This is a genomic window from Novosphingobium album (ex Hu et al. 2023), assembly GCF_022832385.1.
GTDB lineage: Bacteria > Pseudomonadota > Alphaproteobacteria > Sphingomonadales > Sphingomonadaceae > Novosphingobium > Novosphingobium album.
Genome location: NZ_JALHLE010000019.1, coordinates 63,124 through 84,789, shown reverse-complemented (window position 1 = coordinate 84,789; position 21,666 = coordinate 63,124). Strand labels below are relative to the sequence as shown.

General features: G+C 64.3%; 19 protein-coding genes. 12 read left to right on the top strand and 7 right to left on the bottom strand.

Features of this window, described 5'->3' with window-relative positions:
• Positions 1 to 61: 61 nt before the first annotated feature.
• On the top strand, positions 62 to 1,072 hold the full coding sequence (locus MTR64_RS12955; protein WP_243994497.1) for an AI-2E family transporter: 1,011 nt from the start codon (positions 62 to 64) through the stop codon (positions 1,070 to 1,072).
• 25 nt (positions 1,073 to 1,097) lie between these two features.
• Here MTR64_RS12955 and purM read toward each other — a convergent pair whose 3' ends face one another.
• Complete coding sequence (purM, locus tag MTR64_RS12950; RefSeq protein ID WP_243994494.1) at positions 1,098 to 2,201, bottom strand: phosphoribosylformylglycinamidine cyclo-ligase; 1,104 nt, start codon at positions 2,199 to 2,201, stop codon at positions 1,098 to 1,100.
• A 69-nt stretch (positions 2,202 to 2,270) separates the two neighbouring features.
• Here purM and MTR64_RS12945 point away from each other — a divergent pair, with 69 nt between their 5' ends.
• The 5 genes from MTR64_RS12945 to MTR64_RS12925 all read left to right on the top strand — a co-directional run bounded on the left by MTR64_RS12945 (position 2,271) and on the right by MTR64_RS12925 (position 6,296).
• Complete coding sequence (locus MTR64_RS12945) at positions 2,271 to 3,542, top strand: heavy-metal-associated domain-containing protein (RefSeq protein ID WP_243994492.1); 1,272 nt, start codon at positions 2,271 to 2,273, stop codon at positions 3,540 to 3,542.
• A gap of 7 nt (positions 3,543 to 3,549) precedes the next feature.
• Positions 3,550 to 4,173 carry an HdaA/DnaA family protein gene (locus MTR64_RS12940; protein WP_243994490.1) on the top strand — a complete coding sequence of 208 codons (624 nt, stop codon included), beginning with the start codon at positions 3,550 to 3,552 and terminating at the stop codon, positions 4,171 to 4,173.
• A gap of 53 nt (positions 4,174 to 4,226) precedes the next feature.
• Positions 4,227 to 4,928 carry a serine O-acetyltransferase EpsC gene (epsC, locus tag MTR64_RS12935; RefSeq protein ID WP_243994488.1) on the top strand — a complete coding sequence of 234 codons (702 nt, stop codon included), beginning with the start codon at positions 4,227 to 4,229 and terminating at the stop codon, positions 4,926 to 4,928.
• 5 nt (positions 4,929 to 4,933) lie between these two features.
• On the top strand, positions 4,934 to 5,308 hold the full coding sequence (locus MTR64_RS12930; protein WP_243994486.1) for a DUF2794 domain-containing protein: 375 nt from the start codon (positions 4,934 to 4,936) through the stop codon (positions 5,306 to 5,308).
• 382 nt (positions 5,309 to 5,690) lie between these two features.
• Positions 5,691 to 6,296, top strand: a complete 606-nt coding sequence (locus MTR64_RS12925) for a Crp/Fnr family transcriptional regulator (RefSeq protein WP_243994484.1) — start codon at positions 5,691 to 5,693, stop codon at positions 6,294 to 6,296.
• A gap of 64 nt (positions 6,297 to 6,360) precedes the next feature.
• On the opposite strand, the gene MTR64_RS12920 is transcribed toward MTR64_RS12925, so the two are convergent.
• On the bottom strand, positions 6,361 to 7,266 hold the full coding sequence (locus MTR64_RS12920) for an SDR family NAD(P)-dependent oxidoreductase (RefSeq protein ID WP_243994483.1): 906 nt from the start codon (positions 7,264 to 7,266) through the stop codon (positions 6,361 to 6,363).
• A 130-nt stretch (positions 7,267 to 7,396) separates the two neighbouring features.
• Between MTR64_RS12920 and purS the strand changes: the two genes are divergently transcribed.
• Both purS and purQ read left to right on the top strand, forming a co-directional pair.
• Positions 7,397 to 7,633, top strand: a complete 237-nt coding sequence (gene purS / locus MTR64_RS12915) for a phosphoribosylformylglycinamidine synthase subunit PurS (protein ID WP_067736312.1) — start codon at positions 7,397 to 7,399, stop codon at positions 7,631 to 7,633.
• Positions 7,633 to 8,310 carry a phosphoribosylformylglycinamidine synthase subunit PurQ gene (purQ, locus tag MTR64_RS12910; RefSeq protein WP_243994481.1) on the top strand — a complete coding sequence of 226 codons (678 nt, stop codon included), beginning with the start codon at positions 7,633 to 7,635 and terminating at the stop codon, positions 8,308 to 8,310. The genes purS and purQ overlap by 1 nt, the downstream gene beginning before the upstream one ends.
• Positions 8,311 to 8,358: 48 nt before the next feature.
• On the opposite strand, the gene MTR64_RS12905 is transcribed toward purQ, so the two are convergent.
• The 3 genes from MTR64_RS12905 to MTR64_RS12895 all read right to left on the bottom strand — a co-directional run bounded on the left by MTR64_RS12905 (position 8,359) and on the right by MTR64_RS12895 (position 13,644).
• A complete protein-coding gene (locus MTR64_RS12905; protein ID WP_419144944.1) occupies positions 8,359 to 10,722 on the bottom strand; it encodes a putative bifunctional diguanylate cyclase/phosphodiesterase in 2,364 nt (787 codons plus the stop codon).
• A gap of 137 nt (positions 10,723 to 10,859) precedes the next feature.
• Positions 10,860 to 12,683: a glutamine--fructose-6-phosphate transaminase (isomerizing) gene (gene glmS / locus MTR64_RS12900; RefSeq protein ID WP_243994477.1), complete on the bottom strand. Its 1,824-nt coding sequence runs from the start codon at positions 12,681 to 12,683 to the stop codon at positions 10,860 to 10,862.
• A gap of 133 nt (positions 12,684 to 12,816) precedes the next feature.
• Complete coding sequence (locus tag MTR64_RS12895) at positions 12,817 to 13,644, bottom strand: TIGR00266 family protein (protein WP_243994475.1); 828 nt, start codon at positions 13,642 to 13,644, stop codon at positions 12,817 to 12,819.
• 325 nt (positions 13,645 to 13,969) lie between these two features.
• Between MTR64_RS12895 and MTR64_RS12890 the strand changes: the two genes are divergently transcribed.
• Positions 13,970 to 14,602, top strand: a complete 633-nt coding sequence (locus MTR64_RS12890) for a diguanylate cyclase (protein ID WP_243994473.1) — start codon at positions 13,970 to 13,972, stop codon at positions 14,600 to 14,602.
• A gap of 26 nt (positions 14,603 to 14,628) precedes the next feature.
• On the opposite strand, the gene glmU is transcribed toward MTR64_RS12890, so the two are convergent.
• The gene (gene glmU, locus MTR64_RS12885) at positions 14,629 to 15,996 is read right to left on the bottom strand and encodes a bifunctional UDP-N-acetylglucosamine diphosphorylase/glucosamine-1-phosphate N-acetyltransferase GlmU (RefSeq protein ID WP_243994470.1); all 1,368 of its coding nucleotides are present in this window, start codon (positions 15,994 to 15,996) and stop codon (positions 14,629 to 14,631) included.
• Between the two features lie 59 nt (positions 15,997 to 16,055).
• On the opposite strand from glmU, the gene MTR64_RS12880 reads away from it, so the two are divergent.
• The 3 genes from MTR64_RS12880 (at position 16,056) to MTR64_RS12870 (ending at position 18,594) form a co-directional block, all read left to right on the top strand.
• Positions 16,056 to 16,727: an HAD-IA family hydrolase gene (locus MTR64_RS12880; protein ID WP_243994468.1), complete on the top strand. Its 672-nt coding sequence runs from the start codon at positions 16,056 to 16,058 to the stop codon at positions 16,725 to 16,727.
• Between the two features lie 100 nt (positions 16,728 to 16,827).
• Positions 16,828 to 17,706: an isocitrate lyase/PEP mutase family protein gene (locus MTR64_RS12875; protein WP_243994466.1), complete on the top strand. Its 879-nt coding sequence runs from the start codon at positions 16,828 to 16,830 to the stop codon at positions 17,704 to 17,706.
• Between the two features lie 183 nt (positions 17,707 to 17,889).
• A complete protein-coding gene (locus MTR64_RS12870; RefSeq protein ID WP_243994464.1) occupies positions 17,890 to 18,594 on the top strand; it encodes a TIGR03619 family F420-dependent LLM class oxidoreductase in 705 nt (234 codons plus the stop codon).
• A 164-nt stretch (positions 18,595 to 18,758) separates the two neighbouring features.
• Here the strand turns inward: MTR64_RS12870 and MTR64_RS12865 are convergent, their stop codons facing one another.
• Complete coding sequence (locus MTR64_RS12865; protein ID WP_243994461.1) at positions 18,759 to 21,614, bottom strand: M16 family metallopeptidase; 2,856 nt, start codon at positions 21,612 to 21,614, stop codon at positions 18,759 to 18,761.
• Positions 21,615 to 21,666: the final 52 nt, after the last annotated feature.

The window sequence follows — 21,666 nt, the reverse complement described above, 5'->3', positions numbered from 1 at the left end:
GCACGTGACGACAAACGCGCCTTTCAGGCCAAATCCTGATGATGTGGGGTACTTGCGCCGGATGGCGTGGACGGTGCTTGCCATTGGCGTGCTGCTGATCATCTGGCGCGCGGCGGACTTGCTGCTGCTGGCTTTCGGATCGGTTCTGGGGGCGGTTGCGTTTCGCAGTTCCGGGCGGATGCTGCAGAAATTTGGTGTCGCAAGCTGGAGGGCAGCGCTGCCTCTCGGGACGTTGCTGGTGCTCGCACTGTTCGGAGCCATCGGTTACCTGCTGACTGTGCAGTTTGGCAGCGAAATCGCAGGGATGCTCGGCAATCTGCCGGGCACGCTGTCGCAGGTCGAGGAGGGGCTTTCGACAACCCCGGTGGGCAAGGCGATCGTGCAGGCAGCGGAGGCCGCCGCGGGCGGGAGCACGATCGCAAACCGCCTGAGTGATCTGGCATCGGGCACCGGGCTATTCCTTGTCAACTTGCTGATCGTCCTGGTCGGCGCGCTGTTCATTGCCGGAAATCCGGGGCCGTACCGGCGAGCCGCTATCCTCCTGACGCCACCGCCAGCGCGGCCGACCATGGAGCGCGCGCTGGAAGCAATCTCGGCAGCGCTGCGTCTGTGGCTCAAGGCCAAGCTTGTCGCGATGATCGCCATGAGCGTGATCATCGGCGGATCGCTTTGGCTGGCAGGGCTGGAGTCCTGGGCGGCGCTGGGCCTTCTGGGCGGGCTGTCCGAATTCGTGCCCTATGTCGGCCCCGCCGTCGCGATGCTGCCGTCGATCGGTCTGGCGGCAGCGGCGGGCGGCGACGTGCTGTGGCGCACGGTTGCGGCTTATGTGGTGGTGCGCGTGATCGAGGGATGGATGCTGACCCCGGTCATCAACCGGCAGGTCGTCAACATTCCGCCAGCGTTGACACTGTTCACCATTCTGGGCGTGGGCGCAGTATTCGGTGTCTACGGCGTGTTCTTTGCCGGGGCACTGCTGGTCGTGGCCTTCGTCGGCGTGCGCGAGTTCTACTTGCGCGACACGCTGGGCGAAGACATCGACAGCATTCCCGGCAGGGACAGCCCCGAGGATTGACGCTCGATAGGGAGCCGGAGCCTCCTCAGCCGAGGTGGACGGCTTCCCAGGTCTCGCGGGCAGACCAGTCGTCGGCGCTGCCCTGCACGGTGCAGCCTTTGTCTCCCGGCTCGATCGCACCGATCACGAAGACCTCTTCGCCAACAGCTTCCAGATCAGCCTTGAGCGCGGCTGCGTCCTGCGGGTTGACGACAAGGACCATGCCGATGCCGCAATTGAACGTGCGTGCCATCTCGGCCGGTTCGATGTGGCCCTGCGCCTGCAGGAATGCCATCAGCCGTGGCTGCACCCATGCTCCGGCGTCGATACGCGCGTGCAGGCCTTGCGGCAGCACGCGGGGGACGTTCTCCAGCAGTCCGCCGCCGGTGATGTGGGCGAGGGCGTGGATGCGGCCCGAGCGGATGAACGGCAGCAGGCTCTTCACATAGATCCGGGTGGGGGCGATCAGCGCGTCGATCAGCAGCGTTTCCTGATCGAACAGGGCGGGGCGGTCGAGCTTCCAGCCCTTGTCCGCGGCAAGGCGGCGCACCAGCGAATAACCGTTCGAGTGCACGCCCGATGAGGCAAGGCCCAGCAGCACGTCCCCTGCCGAAACGCGATCCCCGGTGAGCTGCTCGCCGCGTTCGACGGCGCCGACACAGAAGCCCGCGAGGTCATAGTCGCCTGCGGCATACATGCCTGGCATTTCGGCCGTCTCGCCGCCGATGAGCGCGCAGCCCGCCATCTTGCAGCCTTCGGCGATTCCCGCGACGACACGCTCGGCGACGCCATTTTCCAGCTTGCCGGTCGCGAAGTAGTCGAGGAAGAACAGCGGCTCGGCGCCCTGCACGATCAGGTCGTTCACGCACATGGCGACAAGGTCGATGCCGATGTGATCGTGGCGGTCATGGTCGATGGCGAGCTTCACCTTGGTGCCAACGCCGTCGTTGGCGGCCACCAGCAACGGGTCCTTGTACCCGGCCGCGCGTGGATCGAAGAAGCCTCCGAATCCGCCCAGATCGGCATCGGCGCCCGGGCGCGCGGTGGATTTCGCGAGCGGGGCAATGGCCTTGACCAGCGCGTTTCCGGCGGCGATCGAGACGCCAGCCTGCTCGTAGGAGTAGCTCTTCGGGGAGTTATCGTCGGACATTCGCGCCGCCTAGCGCTTTACGTCTTGGATTTCCATCGCCGTTTGGGCAAAAGGCCCGCGGTTTCGACAATGGCGATCACGATCTCCCCCAAATTCCTGCGGCCGGCCCGCAACGGACTGGCAAACCGCACGGCAGCGATGCTTGCGGTTTCGGCTGCCGTGGCGGCTTTGGCCATCGGCGGCGCGCGACTCACCGCGCAGATCGAGGGGGATCGCGGCATCGCTCCTCTGGTCAATTCCGAAGATATCCAGGTCGACGGGATCAGTGTGGACGTGTCCGCGAAAACCGGCGCCGACGCACGGCTGGAGGGCTGGAAGCAGGCCGAGAAACTCGCCTGGAAGAAGCTGGGCGGGCCCGACATGCCGGTCGAATCGATCGACGCCATGGTTTCATCGGTGGTGATCGAGCACGAGCAGGTCGGCCCGCGCCGCTATATCGCAAAGCTCGGCGTGGTGTTCGACAAGACGAAGGCAGGACAGTACGTCGGCGGGCCAGGCTCGGGCGTTGCCCGCTCTGCGCCGATGCTGGTGATTCCCGTGCTCTATTCGGGCGGCGTGCGGCAGGTGTTCGAGGTACGCGGCCCCTGGCAGCGTGCCTGGGCCGAATTCCAGGCGGCCGCGAGTCCGGTGGACTATGTGCGCCCCACCGGTTCGGGCGGCGAATCGCTGGTCCTGACTGCGGGGCAGCCCGGACGCCGAAGCCGCCTGTGGTGGCGCACGCTACTGGGACAGTTCGACGCGGCCGATGTGGTCACGCCGGTTGCCCGGCTCGAACGGCAGTGGCCCGGCGGCCCGGTCAAGGGCACTTTCACTGCGCGCTATGGTCTCGACAACACTTTCCTCGGCAGCTTCACCATGACTGCGCAGAACGAGGAGGAGCTGCCGACCATGCTCGATCAGGCGGTGGAGCGGGTCGATGGCCTGTACCGCGACGCACTGGCGCAGGGCAAGCTCACGCCCGACCCGACGCTCAATATGGGCGGCGCCGCACTCGATCGCGCTTTCGAGCAGTTGCGCACCGCGCTGATGCCCAAGGATGACGAGGCGCCGATAGTGCCTCAGGCGGGGCCGGCAGTGCCCTCGGAGGATGTCCCCGGCGCGCCGGCCGAAACGGTTTCCGTCCAGTTCGCGACCCCGGACGCCGCCGCCGTCGATGGCGCGCTCGCAGCCGTGCGTGGTGTGCCGGGCGTGCAGGGCGCGGCGACCGTCAGTCTTGCGATCGGGGGAACCTCGGTCATGCGGGTCACTGTCTCGGGCGGGGCCGAGCGCCTTGCCGCCGCCTTGCGTTCGCAGGGCTGGAAAGTCTCGAGCGGTGGCGGTGCGCTGAAGATCAGCCGCTAGGGCCAGCATGAGACAGATTGCCCTCCCGCTGTCCACCGCGAGCGACAGCCCCCCGCGTATTGTCGTGGGCAATGCCAATGCCGGTGTTCTCGACGCGCTGATGGAGCCGGACAAGTGGCCCTTCCACACGGCGATCCTCACTGGCCCGCCGCGCTCGGGCAAGTCATTGCTGGCCCGCTGGTTCGCCGAATCCGGGCAGGGTGACGCGGTGGACAATGCCGAGACACTCGATGAGGACGAGCTGTTCCACCGCTGGAACCGGGCGCAGGAAAGCGGCCGTCCGCTGCTGATCGTGGCCAACCGTGCGCGCGGCACCGGGGAGGGCAGCTGGCAGGTGCGCCTGCCCGATCTCGCCTCGCGCCTCGGCGCTGCGCTCGACCTCGAAATCGGTGAGCCGGACGATGCAATGCTGATCGCGCTGATGGAACTCCATGCGGAAATGCGCGGGCTGGTTCTTGACCATTCTGCAACGCAATATCTTGTAGGACGGTGTGAGCGTAGCCATGTGGGCGTGGAGAAGCTGGTCGCCGCGATCGACCGGCTCAGTCTGGAGCGAAAGCAGGCGCCGACAATGGCGATCTGGCGTGACGCACTGATTGAGACTAAGGGCGGCGCGACGAAAGAGGATTGACGGCGGCAGGCGCAAAACTTGCATCGCGGCCGGATTGATGGGATTTACGCGTAATGCTGGGTAACCTGATCCGCTATCTGGACTCCGTGGTCGCACGCGATCCCGCGCCCCGTTCGCGCTGGGAGGTGCTGCTCTATCCGGGCGTCTGGGCGCTGTTCTGGCACAAGATCGCGCACCGCCTGTTCAATGCCCGCCTGTTCTTCCTGGCGCGCGCGGTGAACCACTTTTCGCGCTTCCTCACCGCAATCGACATCCATCCCGGCGCCACCATCGGCAAGAATTTCTTCATCGACCACGGCTTTACCGTGATCGGCGAAACTGCGCATATCGGCGACAATGTCACGATCTACCAGTGCGTCACGCTGGGCGGCTCCAACCCCACTAACGGCGTGGGCGGCAAGCGTCACCCGACACTGGAGGACAACGTGATCGTTGGCTCGGGCGCCCAGATCATCGGCCCTGTGACCATCGGCAGGCGCGCCCGTATCGGTGCCAGTGCAGTCGTGACGGAGAACGTGCCCGAAGGGGCGACGATGATCGGTGTCAAGGCGCGCTCGACTCTCGTCAAGGCCGAGACTTACGCCAAGGAATTCATGCCCTACGGCACGCCCTGCAAGGAGCCGTGCGAACCGGTGGGCAGCCAGCGGGTCGATGAACTCGAAGAGCAGGTTGCGGTCCTGCGCGAGCAGGTCGAAGCGCTGTTGGCAGAGCGCGAGGCGGCCAAGCCGAGCGAACCAGCCTGCAAGGGCGTATGATCTGAATGGCGGCAGGCCCCGCCGGTCCGGCGAACCCCGCTTCCGCAAGTATTGTCGCCTTTCCGGGCAGAACCCCGCTGCAGGTCGGGTTCGACCGGCTGGAACTCCAGCGTATACTAGATCTCTACGGCCGCATGGTCGCTGCCGGATTCTGGCGTGATTACGCAATGGATTTCGGCAAGGAGGCTGCCAACTTCAGCGCCTTCCGCCGCGCTGCCGAACGCCCGCAGGCCCGCATCGAAAAACGTCCGTCCCTGCGCGGCAAGCAGGGCATGTGGACGCTGTTCGGTGAGGCCGGCCAGGTTCTCAAGCGGGGGCATGAACTGGCGGGTGTGCTCAGTCCGCTGGAGCGCAAGCTGCTCAAGGTGGTGGACGGCTAATCGTCCGGCTCAGGCATTGATCGACACCCGGCTGCCCTCGCTGAGGCGGGTGGGGAGAAGAAACCTCAGCTTTCGGGAAGCGACTTGATCCGGAGAATGTCGGGGCGTCGCGTCTCTGTTCCGCAACGCCCCGGCAAGTCTGAATGGCCCGGTTTGCCGGTTGCCATTCCCGAATTGCTATTCGTGCGACCCGAATAGCCCGTGGCCTTGCGACTTGTGAGCAGAAGGCTGGCGATCCCTTTCAGTATTGGCGGGGATATGTTCCATGGCTAGTTCATAGGCAGCGTTCAGAATATGAAAAATTTAAGAATTGAGGTTCGATGTGTCCGTTTCGAGTGTTCCGAGACTCTCTGAACTCCTGCCGCCGGCTGAGTGGGCACTCGTGGAATCGCACGCCATTCGCCGCAAGTATCGCGACGGGGAAGTCATCCATGAGCGCGGCGACCGGGATCAGAGTATCGGCATTGTCATCGCCGGCCGGGTCAAGCTCATCAACCCGCGAAGCGATGGCCTGGAGGTGTTTTCCGGACTGATTCATACCGGTCAGAACTATGGCGACGCCGCGCTGCTGCATGGCGAGGTGCGGCAGCATCGCGCGGTGGCGATTGGCGAAACCGTCATCGGTCATCTGGAAAGTACGGCCTTCAATCGCTTGCTCGGCAATGCCGCCATTGCCCGTGCGTTTTACATTGTCGCGTCTTTCCGCCTGTCGGTGTCGCTGGCGCTGCTGGATGACATGCGAACCCTGTCGCCCGAAGTGCGGCTGGGCAGGCTGATCATGCGCATGCATCACGCCGCCGACGGCAGCGACCGGCTCGACTTCCTCCAGGAGGAGTTTGCCGGGATGCTCGGGATATCGACAGTAACGCTTGCCAAGGCCCTGCGGCAACTGACGGCGCACGGTTTCATCGCTACGGGCTACCGCCACATCCGGATCAGCGACCCCGTGAAACTTGCCGCGTGGGTTAGGGACCATGAAATGGCGTGAGTACCTAGGTTCGTCGGCAATAAACCGAGTCTAAGTCCTGAGGCGTCGAACTTGCCGCGCAGCCTCACCCTCGAGCGCGGCTCAGCATCGACAGCGCGTGGTGCGATTGCTCCATGCCGTTCTCGAACACATGGTCGCCCGTCCGCTCGCGGATTTCGGGCCACGCTGCGGCAAAGCCTTCCACGGTGCGCTCGTTTTCCGGCAGCAGCACGCCCTTGTTCATCGTGATAAAGGCGCTCTGGAACACACCGCCGCCCGCCGCGACGATCGCGTCGGTGGGGGCATCCTTTGAGACCAGGAACAGCGCGGCTGGTACCACGCCTTCGGGCTCGAACGCCTTGTAGGCCTCATCGGGGAAGATGTCGGCGGTCATGCGGGTGCCGGCGGTGGGGGCAATGCAGTTGACGCGGATGTCGTGTCTGGCGCCTTCCAGCCGCAGCGTGCGGGCGAGGCCAAGCACGCCTGCCTTGGCCGCGCCGTAGTTGGCCTGCCCGAAATTGCCGCCGAGGCCGGTTGATGAGGTCGTCATCAGCACACGGCCGTAATTCTGCGCGCGCATCGTTTCCCACACCGCCTTGGTGGCAAAGGCGCTGCCGAGCAGGTGGACGCGCAGGACCAATTCGAAATCGGCCGGGTCCATCTTGGCGAAGGTGCGGTCGCGCAGGATGCCCGCGTTGTTGATGAGCACATGGATGCCGCCCCAGGCCTCCACCGCGCGGGCGGCCATGGCTTCCATCTGCGCGAAGTCGGAGACGTCGCCGCCATCGGCCATCGCCTCGCCGCCTGCCGCGCGGATTTCCTCGACCACGGCCAGTGCCGCATCCGAATGGCCGGTGCCGTCGCGCGAGGCGCCGAGGTCGTTTACCACCACTTTCGCACCGCGCCGGGCCAGTTCCAGCGCATAGGCACGGCCAAGGCCATTGCCTGCTCCGGTGACGACTGCGACCTGACCGGCGAAGGAAATCGGCATGTATTGCTCCATTTCGGCCATCTGGCGGCCTGTTCAACAGCGGCGCCCATAGCATGACTTGCCCCGGGGCGCTGCAGGAGTCATAGGCGCTTCAAACGAATCTGCCCGCTCGCAAGCGAAAGGCCCTGCGATGAAAGTCCGCGTCCACGTCAGTCTGAAGCCCGGTGTTCTCGATCCGCAGGGCCGGGCGATCCACCATTCGCTCGAAGGTCTGGGCTTTTCCGGCGTCAACGACGTGCGCGCCGGCCGCCTGTTCGAGCTCGACGTGGCCGACAGCACCAGCGACGAAGCGCTCGACGACATGTGCCGCAAGCTGCTCGCCAACATGGTGATCGAGAACTACCGCATCGAGAAGGTGGCCGCCTGATGGCCTTCCGCTCCGCCGTCATCACCTTTCCCGGCTCCAACTGCGACCGCGACATGGCGGACGCGCTGGAGAAGGTTTCGGGAACCGCGCCTTACCGGGTGTGGCACGCCGATCATGACCTGCCCGAGGGGCTGGATTTCATCGCGCTTCCCGGCGGCTTTTCCTACGGCGATTATCTGCGCTGCGGCGCCATCGCCTCGCGCTCGCCGGTGATGCAGGCGGTGATCGCCGCCGCCGAAAAGGGCGTGCCGGTGCTGGGCGTGTGCAATGGCTTTCAGGTGCTGACCGAAAGCGGGCTGCTGCCCGGCGCGCTGCTGCGCAATTCGGTGATCCGCTTCGTCTGCCGCGACGTGACGCTCAAGGTGGAGAACGCCCAGTCGCTGTTCACCAGCGGCTACGAGGCGGGGCAGGAAATCTCGATCCCCGTTGCCCACCATGATGGCAACTACTACGCCGACGATGCCACGCTCGACCGCCTCGAGGGTGAGGGACGGGTGGCGTTCCGCTATGTCGGCGACGTCAACGGCTCGGCCCGGCAGATCGCGGGCGTGCTCAACGCGGCGGGCAACGTGCTCGGTATGATGCCGCACCCCGAACGCGCCATCGAGATCACTCACGGCGGCACTGACGGCCGCGAGCTGTTCGAAAGCGCAATCAAGGGGCTGGTCGGGGCCTGATCCGGATACACGCCGTTTTCGCACGGAGGCGTTGATGGCGTAAGGGTGTCAGGCCGCGCTGTGCTGTGAAAGATTGCGCGGGTTCCTGAACAGCGCTTCGGCGTCCTTCGCGGCCATCGGGCGGCCGAAGTAGTAGCCCTGGATCTTGCGGCAGCCGAGCTGGCGGATCAGTTCGACTTCCTCTTCGGTTTCGGCACCTTCGGCGGTGGTCGACATCTCGAGACTGTCGGCCATGGCGACCACGGCGCGGATGATCGCGATGCTTTCGATGTTGCCGGCCGCAGCCCCCTGCACGAACGAGCGGTCCACCTTGATGGTCGAGAACCGCAGTTTCCTGAGGTAGCCGAGCGAGGAATAGCCGGTACCGAAATCGTCGAGCGCTACGCCGCAGCCCAGTGCCATGACCTTCTCGAGCGCGGCGCGGGCCTGCGTGGCATCGCGCAGGAAGATGCTTTCGGTGACTTCGATTTCCAGCCGCCGGGCCGAAAGGCCGCTTTGCGAAAGTGCACCGACGACGCTGGCGGTGAAGTTCGGATCAAGCAATTGTTCGCCCGAGACGTTGGCGGCCACGCGGATATGATCGGGCCAGTTCATCGCCTCCAGGCAGGCCTGCTGCAGAACCCATTCGCCGATCGGCACGATCAGCCGGGTGTCTTCCGCCAGCGGAATGAACTTGGCGGGGCTGACCGGGCCGTGATCCTTGCTGTTCCAGCGCAGCAGGGCCTCGAAGCTGACCACGCCTTCGGTATGGGCATCCACGACCGGCTGATAGACCAGCTCAAACTCGTCCTTTTCCAATGCCTTGCGCAGCGAGAATTCCAGTTTGCGGCGTTCCTCGGCATGGGCGTGCAGCGTGGGTTCGTAGGTGTAGTGGGTGTTGCCGCCGCCGTCCTTCGCCCGGTAAAGCGCAAGATCCGCATTGCGCATCAGTGTCTCGACAGTGTCGCCGTCACGCAGGCCGATCGCCGAGCCGACCGACGCGCCGACATAGAGCGTGTGGTGATCGACGTCATAGGGCTGCGACAGACGCTGGATGACGTTTTGTGCCACCTCGTCGATGTGCCGGAGTTCGGATGCATCGCGGATGACAATGGCGAACTCGTCGCCGCCGAGGCGGCCGCACAGGTCGTTCTCGGTCATCAACTCCTTCAGGCGTTCGGATACGCGGGCCAGGAGCTGGTCGCCGACTATATGGCCCAGTGTGTCGTTGACGGCCTTGAAGCGGTCGAGATCGATCATCAGGAAGGCGCAGCGGGTGTTGCGCTTTTCGGCATTGTCGAGGGCTCCGGCAAGTGCCTCGGTCAGCATCGTGCGGTTGGGCAGGCCGGTGAGCGGATCGTAGCGGGCGAGCCAGGCGATCTTGTCGGAGTTCTCGCGTGCTTCGGTCACGTCGGAGCCAACACCGCGAAAGCCACTGAAGGTTCCACCCTCATCGAAGCGGGGGGTGCCGGAAAGCTCCCACCAGCGCGGCTGCCCGTTGATTATCACCCTTACCAGCAGGTTGGAGAAATTCTCGCGCCGCTTCAGGCGTTCGGCAAGATCGTGGAGGCTGGTCGGAAACTGTCCGGTTTCCCAGCCCGGTCCGGAAATGAGCTGCAGGAGTGGAAGGCCCTCCGCCTGGGCTGCGTCATTCCCCAGCGCATAGGCGAAGCGCGGCGATACCGAACGGACGCGGCGGGCCGTGTCGACCTGCCACAACCAGTCTGCGTCGCCTTCCTCGAATTCGCGAAGGAGCAGTGAAACGACTTCGTTCTTTTCGAGAAGCCCGGCTTCCGCGATCTGGGCGGCGATATACCGCCGCGCGCCTTCGATGGCGCCCGCGAAGATGATGCCGGTGAAAAAGATCGTGATGGCTGCCAGATCGTAGCTGCCGGTGAACAGGAAGTAAACAATCGCGGTGCCACCGACGATTGCGGAAAATATGATCGTTCCGATCGGCACGGCAGGCAGAAGGATCGCCGACGCCGTCATCAACATGGCAAGGACGGTCCAGATCTTCACTTGTATCTGCGAATCCGTCAGGAAGCCGAAACAGGCGAGCGGCACTGCCCAGGCGAGGCCGTTCACGGCCGAACTGATCATCTGCGCCCGGATTTCGCCGCGTGACATGCGCCGCCGGTCGGCGTCCGCCATCGAGCGTTCGATGCGAAAGCTGTACCACAAGGTTGCAGCTACGGTGGCGATCCAACCGAGGATGGCGCCCATGTGCACATGGTGCACCAACAGTGCTGCGGCCGCCAGGACGGCGGAACCCTGCGTCGCAATCCGCAGAAAGGCGGCGGATCCGAGGCTCGCATACTGCAACCCGCGCAAACGGGCCCAATCCCCGTTGACGGGATCGGTGAGGCCCAGCACCGCAAGTGCGGGAAGAGCCGTCGGGAGTGCGTTGCTATGGAGCGACTTGCTGTTCACACTGCTTGGCATACCGGATAAGGGTTATTACCCGGTAAAGCCGTAATCACGGCTAACCTTATTTTTGCAGACATGAGCAGAAGCGCATTGGCGTCTCTGGCGGGGGCTAGGGCGACGCCGCAACAGCCGGTACGCCGCTATTCGACGGTAACGCTCTTGGCCAGGTTGCGCGGCTGGTCGACATCGGTGCCTTTCACGCAGGCCACATGATAGGCGAGCAACTGCACCGGCACGGCATAGACGAGCGGGGCGATCAGCGGATGCACCTTGGGCATCTCGATGGTGGCGATGCAGCCTTCACCGGCCTCCGCAATGCCTTCGGCGTCCGAAATGAGGACTACCTTGCCGCCGCGCGCGCGCACTTCCTGCATGTTCGAGACGGTCTTTTCGAACAGCGGTCCGGACGGTGCGAGAACGATGACGGGTACCGCTTCGTCGATCAGTGCGATCGGGCCGTGCTTCATTTCGCCTGAAGCATAACCTTCTGCATGGATGTAGCTGATTTCCTTGAGCTTGAGTGCGCCTTCCAGCGCAAGCGGATAATCGAGGCCGCGGCCGAGATAGAGCACGTCGCGGGCCGGGGCGATCAGGTGCGCCATCGCGGCGATCTCTTCGTCGTGATCCAGTGCGGCATTGAGGCAGGCAGGTGTCTCTACAAGGTGACGGACGATCACGGTTTCCTCGTCGCGGTCCATGCGCCCGCGCTTTACCGCGAGGTGCGCGGCGAGTGCGGCAAGGACGGCGAGTTGGCAGGTGAAGGCCTTGGTTGACGCGACGCCGATCTCCGGCCCGGCATGGGTGGGCAGCAGCAGGTCGGCCTCGCGCGCCATGGTGCTGGTGGGCACGTTGACGACCACTGCGATGGTTTGCCCGGCGGCCTTGCAGTGGCGCAGGGCGGCAAGCGTATCCGCGGTCTCGCCCGATTGCGAGATGAACAGGGCCAGGCCACCCGGTTCGAGCACCGGATCGCGATAGCGGAACTCGGACGCCACATCGATGTCGACCGGCAGGCGCGCGAACTGTTCGATCCAGTATTTCGCAACCATGCCCGCGTAAAAGCTGGTCCCGCAGGCGACGATGGTAATGCGGTTGATCGCCGAAAGGTCGAAGTCGATCTGGGGCAGGGCCACCGACTGGTCGATCTGGCGCACATAGCTGCGCAGGGTCTGTGCCACCACGGTCGGCTGCTCGAAGATCTCCTTCTGCATGAAGTGGCGGTAGTTGCCTTTTTCGATGGCAACGGCCGATGCGCCGGACGTGACGATTTCACGCTCGACCGGGCGGTTGTCCACGTCGAAGATCTGCGCGCCGTCGCGGGTGATGACGACCCAGTCTCCCTCTTCCAGATAGCTGATCTTCTGGGTGAGCGGGGCGAGGGCGAGGGCATCGGACCCGAGATAGGTTTCGCCCTCGCCATAGCCGACCACCAGAGGAGAGCCGAGGCGCGCACCGATCAGCATGTCCGGGAAGCGCCGGAAGGCAACGGCAAGCGCAAAAGCGCCGCGAAGCTGTGGCAGCACCGTCCTCACGGCATCCTGCGGTGAATGCCCGGCTTCGACCTGTTCTGACACGAGATGCGCCACGACTTCGGTGTCGGTCTGGCTTTCGAACGTGCGGCCGCGCGCCTCGAGGCCTTCGCGCAAGGGCTTGAAGTTCTCGATGATGCCGTTGTGGACCAGCGCCAGCTCGGATGTTGCGTGCGGATGAGCATTGGCGGCTGTAGGTGCGCCGTGGGTGGCCCAGCGGGTGTGGGCGATGCCGGTGAGGCCCGGGGCCGGGTCCGTGACCAGTTCCCTGACCAGATTGAGGAGCTTGCCCTGCGCGCGGCGGCGGATCAGCTGGCCTTCGTGGACGGTGCAGACACCGGCGCTGTCATAACCCCGGTATTCCATGCGCCTGAGGCCGTCGACCAGCCGGTCTGCCACGTCTTCCTTGCCGACGATGCCGATGATTCCACACATTCGCTTCTCGATACCTTAGTTCGGGGATGGCAGATCCATGCTGCGTCCGGTTGCCTGTACCCTGATAGTGGTTGGCATTTGGTGTCGCGAGTGTGAATTTGCCTTAATGTACAGCCGCGTTGGCGACAGTGTCTCAGTCGCCGTCCAGCAGGTCGCCCAGACCACCCAGGATCGAGCCTTCTCCGCGGCGCTGTCCGCCGGGCAGGGCAGCCGAAAGCATACGGCCTGCGAGGCGCGAGAATGGCAGCGACTGGATCCAGACCTTGCCGGGACCGCGCAGGCGGGCGAAGAACACGCCTTCGCCGCCGAAGATCATGGACTTGACCGAACCGGCGCGGATCACGTCGAAATCGACACCTGAAGTGAAGGCCGCGATGCAGCCGGTGTCGATGTGCAGTTCCTCGCCCGCGCGCAGTTCACGCTCGATCACGGTGCCGCCCATCTGCACGAAGACCCAACCGTCGCCTTCCAGCTTCTGCATGATGAAGCCTTCGCCGCCGAACAGCCCGGTCATGATCTTCTGCTGGAAGTGGATGCCGATCGAGACACCGCGCGCGGCGCACAGGAAGGCATCCTTCTGGCAGATCAGCCGGCCGCCTACATCATCAAGCTTGATCGGCAGGATCGAGCCCGGAACCGGGGCGGCAAAGGCCACACGCGCCTTGCCCTGGCCATGATGGGTGAAGACCGTGGTGAACAGGCTCTCGCCGGTGACGAGACGCTTGCCCGCGCCCAGCAGCTTACCCATGAAGCCGCTGGCGTCATTGTTCGAGCCATCTCCGAATACCGTCGACATCGTGATGTCCGAATCCTTCCAGACCATCGCTCCGGCCTCCGCAACCGCGCTCTCGCCGGGATCGAGTTCGATTTCGATGAACTGGAGTTCCTGACCCTTGATCTCGAAATCGACGTCGTCGGCGATCGAGGAACTGCGGGTATGGCTCCAGGGGCTGGTCGGCATGGGATTCTCCGGATGTTGCGCGAAGGTGACGGATCTTGATCGATCCGCTATGTGACGATGTGATTTCCACGATGCGACTTGTCAAATTACGCCCGTCCGATATTTTAGGCGGTTCAACGAACACTGTCTGACGACCTAGGTCCACAACAGGACCCGGCACAGACCGGCGCAGCATCGGTGTTTTTGGGAAGAGGATATTTCACCGATGCTCAGTCGAGTTGTCTTCACAGGCGCAGTGGGTCTTTTGTTTGCAGGGGCTGCACATGCCGCTTCTGTCGGCGAGGTATCAGAATCGGCAGCGAAGCCGCAATCCATCGCACTGGCCATGGCTTTTGACCACAATGTGAAGCCGGAGGCGAAATTCGAAGCAAGCTTTGGTGCCGAGGTGGATCAGGCGTTTGATCTGATCCGAAATGGAAAGCAGGCGAAGGCGGTGGGCCTTTTCGACAAGGTGATTGCATCGGCAGACCAGTCGCTGGCGGGCGATTCCCGCACACGCGTATGTCGCTCGGATCGTACCGCGCGTTCAGCGGACCCGAGTCACGTCGTGCTTGTCGATGGTGCCCTGTGCGATGCCCATTTCGGCAAGGGGTACGCGCTGATCGATCTTGGACGTGGCGACCTTGCCGAAGGTGAATTGCGCATGGCGATGCAGATGGCTCCGGGCAATGCGCATTTCGCCAACGAATATGCCGAGCTCTTCAAGTCGCGGCGCGAATGGCAGCAGAGCTATGATGCTTTCGCTCACGCATGGGCCGTCGCGGACAAGGACAAGACCGGTCCCGATGCGGACCTTGCAGCGCGCGCCTTGCGCGGCATGGGCTACAACAAGATGCAGATGGGCGATCTGGACGAGGCCGCGCAGCTGTTCCGCCAGTCTCAGGACTATGAACCGGGCAGCGAAGCGGCGAAGATTGAACTGAGCAATATCGCACGCAAGCAGGCGATCGGTTCGTAATTCCCCTGAAAGGCCGGGCTTGAGACCTACTTCTTCAGTTCGGCCTTCTTCTTTTTCATCGCGTCGTGGAAGCGGTCGGCCCAGCCGGGCTTGACCAGCTGTTCGCCGCGGACGAGCCGAAGCTCGCCGGCGGCCACGTCGCGGGTGACGGCACTGCCGGCCGCGACGATCGCATCCGCGCCGATTTTCACGGGGGCGACGAGGGCGCTGTTGGAGCCGATGAAGGCCCGCTCGCCGATCACCGTCTTGTGCTTGAAGTAGCCGTCGTAATTACAGGTGATCGTGCCGGCACCGATGTTCGCATTTGAGCCGATTTCCGCATCGCCGAGGTAGGACAGGTGATTGGCCTTGGCGCCTTCACCCAGCACGGCATTCTTCATCTCCACGAAGTTGCCGATCTTCGAGCCTTGCTTGAGCACTGCGCCGGGGCGCAGGCGTGCATAGGGACCGATCGAGGTGCCGCATTCCAGCGTCGCGCCTTCGAGGTGCGAGAAGGCGTGGATCGTCACGTTGTCCGCCACGGTCACGCCGGGTGCGAAGACCACGTTGGGCTCGACAGTGACATCGCGGCCCAGCTGCGTGTCCCATGCGAAATACACGGTCTCTGGCGCGATAAGGGTGACGCCGTCGGCCATCGCCTGCACGCGGCGCTTGGCCTGCCAGCGTGCTTCCGCCGCCGCAAGTTCACCGCGGCTGTTGATGCCGCCCACTTCGTCGGCGTCGTCGGTGACGATGACGGCGCATGTGCGGCCTTCGAGCGTGGCGATGTTGACGATGTCGACGAGGTAATATTCTCCCGCCGCGTTGTCGCTGCCGACTTTGCCGAGCAGGTCGAACAGGTCCGCCGACTTCACCGCCATCAGGCCTGAGTTGCACAGGCGGCAGGCGCGCTGCTTTTCGTCGGCATCATTGTATTCGACCATCATCGCGATGCGGCCGTCATCGTGAGCGAGGACGCGGCCGTATTGCAGCGGGTCTTCCGGTTCGAAGCCAAGGACGACGACGGCAGGCGCATCGGGCGCATGAAGCCGCTCGATCATCGCGCGCATCGTTTCGGTGCGTACGAAAGGCACGTCCCCGTAGAGAATCAGCACGTCGCCTTCGAAACCCGAAAGCGCCTGCTCGGCCTGTTGCACGGCGTGCCCGGTGCCGAGCTGCGGTTCCTGCACGGCGATCGTTGCGCGTGCGCCCAGCGCCTTTTCCAGCTGCTCGCGGCCGTGTCCCGCAACGACGACCTGCCGCTCCGGCGCCAGTTCCTTTGCGCTGGCCAGGAGGTGTTCCAGCATAGGCCTTCCGGCAATCGGATGGAGCACCTTGTGCAGGTCGCTTTTCATGCGGGTGCCCTTGCCGGCGGCGAGGACGACGGTGGCGAGAGGGGTGCTGGCAGAAGTCATGGGGCCCATCTGCCAGCAAATTGTTGCGGTTTCCATATTAACTCTGCACTGGATCGCGCATGGCCAATTTTCCTTTCCAGATCGTCGGTTTTGACCTCGACGGAACTCTGCTCGATAGCCATGGCGACCTTGCCCATGCGGTGAACCATGCGCTCGCGCTGGAAGGCCGCGGGTCCATTCCCGCTGCCGAAGTGCGTGACCTGATCGGCGGCGGCGCGAAGAAGATGCTGGCAAAGGCGCTGGAGGTGACCGGCGGTGCCGTGCCGGACGCGCGGTTCGACGAACTGCACACGTCATTGCTCGCGTTCTACGAAGACAATATCGCTGTGGAGACCCGGCTGTTTCCCGGCGGGGAAGCAATGCTGGACGGACTGGCCTCGCGCGGCGTCAAGGTCGCGGTCGTGACCAACAAGCTGGAACGCTTCGCGGTGAAGATCTTCAACGAACTGGGCCTGACCGACCGGTTCGTCACCGTCATCGGCGGGGACACGCTGGGGCCGGGCAGGGCCAAGCCAAGGCCCGATCTGCTGCACCTGATGCTCGAACGCGCAGGCGAGGGGCGGGCCGCTTACGTGGGGGACACCACTTATGACACCGGCGCGGCGGCCGCTGCAGGGCTTCCCTGCGTGGCGGTCAGCTTCGGCTTCCACGATCTGCCGCCGGAGCAGCTCGGCGCCGCCGCGGTGATCGATCATTTCGACGAACTGATTCCGGCGCTGGAAACGCTCTGACCCTACCGCCCCGCCGATAACCGCCTCAGGCAAGCGCTGCCGCTTGCCTGAGGCGCGCCGCCGTGCAAGCCCTGTCGTCAACACGCGTTAGGGAGATGACATGATGCCGGGACCTGGAGCAAAACTGCGCGCACTGATCGAGAGCGGCGAGCACTTCGTGTGCGGCGACGTGTTCTCGGCCATCACCGGGCGCATTGTCGAGCATGTCGGCTTTCCCGCCGCCTATCTGGGCGGTCACGCCTGCTCCGCGTTCCACTACGCCGTGCCCGACAATGGCGTGTACAGCCAGGTCGAGCAGATCGAGCAGGCCGCGCGTATCGCCCACGTCATGTCGATCCCGCTGATCGCGGACGCCGACACACTGGGTGAAACCGTGGCGGACGCCTACCACTTCACGCGCCGCTACATTCAGCAGGGCATTGCCGGCTTCCATGTCGAGGACGAGCGTAATCCCAAGCATTCCAAGCACGTCAATGGCTTGTGGTCGATCGAGGACCAGCAGGCCCGTATCGACGCCGCCCGGCGCGCGCAGAAGGACAGCGGGCAGGATTTCGTCATCATCGCGCGCTGCGATGAACTCTACACCAGCGAGATGGGTGGTGGCGGCACCGGCAGCATGGACGAGGCGATCAAGCGTGGCCACGCCTATGTCGAGGCGGGCGCGGACGTTGTGTTCTATCCGCCGCGTCCGGACTGGGTGCCGGAACTGGTCAAGGCCTTCGGTTCGAAAATTCCCGTCGCGACGATGGGCTTCACCCTGCCCGGCACAGCCTTCAACATGGCGACCGGCGGCTGGGTGACGGCGGCGGCCAACCACCTCAAGCTCATGCGCGAACTGAAGGAAGAAGGACGGATGCTCTCGGGCAACTTCAACTTCCCCGAGAAGTACGAGCTGATCGACCACCCTCTCTATGATGGCCTGATCGAGGAATGGGCCGAGAAGACCGGCCGCCCGACGCGCCCCAACCACGCGCCCTGATCGCGCCTGTCATTTGACCGGAGGTGCAATCGGAAGGGCCTTTCGCCCTGGCCGGGTTGCACCGCAAAGGATCCGGTGATCCTTTTTCCCCGACGCCAAACGCCAACAAGGCGAAGGGGGAGAGGCAGTATGAAGATCGGCATTACCGGCAACTACGTCTAGTCGGGGCCACCGGTCACGGCAATGGCGCGGCATATCGAGGCGCTGGGTTTCGAGTCTATGTGGATGGGCGAGCACCCGGTCATACCGGTCGCGGCGGCCGATGCCGTGCGCTACGGCGTGCCGCTGCCGCCCAACTATCGCAACATGCCAGAACTGTTCGTGTCGCTGGCCGCCGCGGCGGCGGTGACGGAACACATCGGGCTGGGCAGCAACATCTGCATCGTCCCGCAGCGCGATCCGATCCACCTTGCCAAGCAGACGGCGACGCTCGATCGCATTTCGAACGGCAGGCTGATCTTCGGCTTCGGCACGGGCTGGATCGAGGAAGAGGCCGCCATCTTCGGCTATCCCTTCGACAAGCGGCTGGGCCGGACGCTCGATTTCATGCGCGCGCTCAAGGTGCTGTGGACCGAAGAGGAAGCCTGCTATTCCGGCGAGTACGTCTCGTTCCCGCCGCTCTACTGCAACCCCAAGCCGTTGCAGCGGCCGCATGTGCCGATCCTCGTGGGATCGGGCAACGACAAGAGCGACAACACGGCGATCCTGCGCCGGGTGGCGCGCATGGCGCAGGGGTGGCTGCCATCCTTCCTCAGCCCCGCGCAGATGACACAGCAACTGGCGATGCTGCGCGGCTTCTGCGAGGAGGAGGGGCGCGATTTCGCCGAACTCGACATCAGCCTGATCGTGCCCGCCATCAGCTTCGGGCTCGGGCCGCTGCCGCCCTAGGGCGCGGAGGCTTATGAGGACCTCAAACCCCGACTGCCCGGCGAACTGCTCGCCGAGTACGAAGCGGCGGGCGTCGGACGCATCCTGCTCGGCGTGCCCGATCTGGAGGACGAAGGTGCCTTTGCCATGCTAGAGGACATTGCCGGTGGGATTGGCCTGCTGGGCTAAGGCTGCAGTTCCTTCGGCATTTCCGGAACGGGCACAGCTTCGGGCAGGACCAGCACGGTCAGGCCTTTGTCCGGTACGAGGTAGCGCCGGGCCATCACTTCCACGTCAACCGGGGTGAGCGCCAGCAGCCGTTCCTGCGCCTTCTCGAAGCGGTCGATCTTATCCGGCTCGGTCTGCGCGCGAGCGGTCAGCGAGAGCCAGCCGTTGTTGCTCTTGAGCGCGTTTTGCAACGCCTCGAGCAGAGGCTGGCGGGCGCGGCGGAATATGTCGTCGCTGACGGGCTCGGTGTTCAGCCCGATCACGACCTTGCGGATCGCTTCGCGCGTGGCGGTCACTTCGGCGACATCGACCGATGCATTCACCGAGAACACGCCGTAGCCCTTCCAGTGCCGCGAAAGCGAACTGCTGGCGGATGGCGAGTAGGTCTTGCCCAGCGCCTCGCGCAGTTCGTCGGTCAGTTCGACGCGCATGATCCGCTCGAGCATTTCCAGCGTCAGCGTGGCCACCGGATCGCTGTCGTCACGGGTGGGCCACACGATCCGGATCAGCGCCTGATCGGCCGCGCCGGTATGACGGATCACGCGCGTGCTGCGGTCATCCGTGAAAGTGCGTGGTGGCTGATCGCCGTAGCTGCGGAACGCCGGTTCACGCGGGGGCAGGGCGCCCAGTGTTTTGGCTACGAGCGCAATCGCACGGTCCTCGTCGACATCGCCAACCACGCCGACTTCGATGGCACCGTGCGACAGGCGTCCGCCGATGTCCTCGCGCAGCTTGGCGAACGTGAGGTGGCGGTAGTCCTGCACCGGCTGCAGGCTGAAACGCGGATCGTTGTCGGAAATGATCTTGGCCAGATCGGCCTGCAGGGCTGAATCGGGTGTGGAGCGCAGCTGTGCGAAGTAGTTGTTCAGCGACTGGCGGTATTGCACCTCGCCTTCGGGCCTGTACCCGGGATCGGAGATCAGCGCGGTCATCAGGTCCAGTTGCAGTTCAAGATCGCCCGGTGTGGTCCGTGCGCCCGAATTGAACGTGGCCTCGCCGCGCGAAAGGTTCAGGGCGAGGGTGTGCCCGGCCAGGATCGAGTCGAGATCGTCGAGGCTGTGTTTCCCAAGACCGCCTTCGTCGAGATAGGAGGCCATTTCGCTGGCAAGCGGGTCGCCCTTGGTGTCGAGCATGTCGCCGCCGTCGACGGCGAGCGTGACGCTCACTTTTTCCTTCTCGATATCGGTGTGCTTGACGTTGAGCATCACGCCATTGGCGAAACGGACTTCGCGGATGCCCAGTTCGGCGTCGCGGGTGTCGCTCACGACCGCGCCGGGTGGTCCGAAATCGGTGTAGGCGAACCGGGATGTACTGCCAGTGGCTTCCTTGGCAGCCTTTTCGCGCATCGCCTTGCGCCAGGAGAGCCGCAATTCCTCATCGCCGCCTGTGGGCGGCGTACGGCCCTGAAAGCGGATCAGGGGCTTGCGGAGCGGCAAGGCTTCTTGTTTCATGGCAGCGAGTACCGCCTCGGGCGTTATCTGCGGCGCGAAACCTTCCAACCTCTGGAGCACGGATTCTGGCGTGGACGGCACCAGTTCGTCGTCCACCAGGGCCAGGGCCGACGCGGCCAGTGTCGCGTTGGAACGGGTCTGCGCCGAATTGGCGGAATCGGTGATCGAAGCGCGCAGTTCGGCTAACTGCTCGGTCACTTCGCCGGGCTGGAAACCATGGGCAAGCGCGCGCCTGTATTCGTGTGTAGCCGCCTCCAGCCCGGCCTTCCATTTGCCGTCGACGGTATCGACGATGAGCCGCGTCGAGCGGCCGGTTTCGAAGACATCGCCGGTGCCGAAACCGGCACCGCGGAACGGCGGTTGGGCGCTGCGGGCAAGGCGTTGCAGACGGCGGTTGACGATGGCGTAGCCGATCGATCGCAACAGGTTTTCCTGCCGCTGGGCCACCGAATCGGGTTCGTCGAGATAGCGGCCGTTGCGTTGCACTGTCACGCGCTCCGAAAGCGCCGGATCGATGTAGATTTCGGTGCGGTTCCGGTCCTTGTGGTCAACCGGTCCGGCATCGGGCTGCTCTTCCGCCGGTCCGGGGGCCCAGTCGTTGAAATGCCGCACGATATCCGCTTCGGCGGCATCCACGTCGATATCGCCGACGATCACAAGCGTGACATGGGCGGGCACGTATTCGCGCGCGTAGAATGCCCGCAGCGATGCACTTGTCGCGGCATTCAGAGTTTGCGCGGTGCCGATGGCGAAGCGGTGGCCATAACGGGCCTGCGGATAGAAGAATCGCGTCGAATCGACCGCATTGCGGAACGCCCAGGTGTTGCGGTCGCGCATTTCCGAAAGCACGACGCCGCGCTCACGCTCGACGGCCCCTTGCGAAATGGTGAGATTGCTCGCCGTTTCGCGCATCAGCATCAGCGCGGTGTCCAGCAGGGACGGGTCGTTGCGTGGCAGGTTCAGCTTGTAGAGCGTCTGGTCGAAACCGGTCGAGGCATTGGTGTCGGCGCCGAAAGCCAGGCCATTGCGTTCCAGCAGCTTCACCATTTCGCCTTCGGGTATGCGCTGCGAGCCGTTGAAGGCCATGTGCTCGATGAAGTGGGCATAGCCCTGTTCGCTGTCGCTTTCGTCGAGCGAGCCTGCGGCCACGTTCATCCGCACCACCACCGTGCCTTCAGGCGTGGCATTGTGGCGGATGATGTAGCGCATCCCGTTTTCGAGCTTGCCGAACCGGAAATCGGGATCGACGGGAATATCGCTCTTCTCGAAGGCCCAGCGGGGATCCTCAGGGTAGGGGATTTGCCTCGCGGTCAGCGGCGAGGGCGCCAGCACCACGAGGAGCGCAAACAGATAGCCTCTCATCGCCGCAGGAGTGCCCGAGCGGAGCGCACATAACAAGAGGCCGGATCGCGAT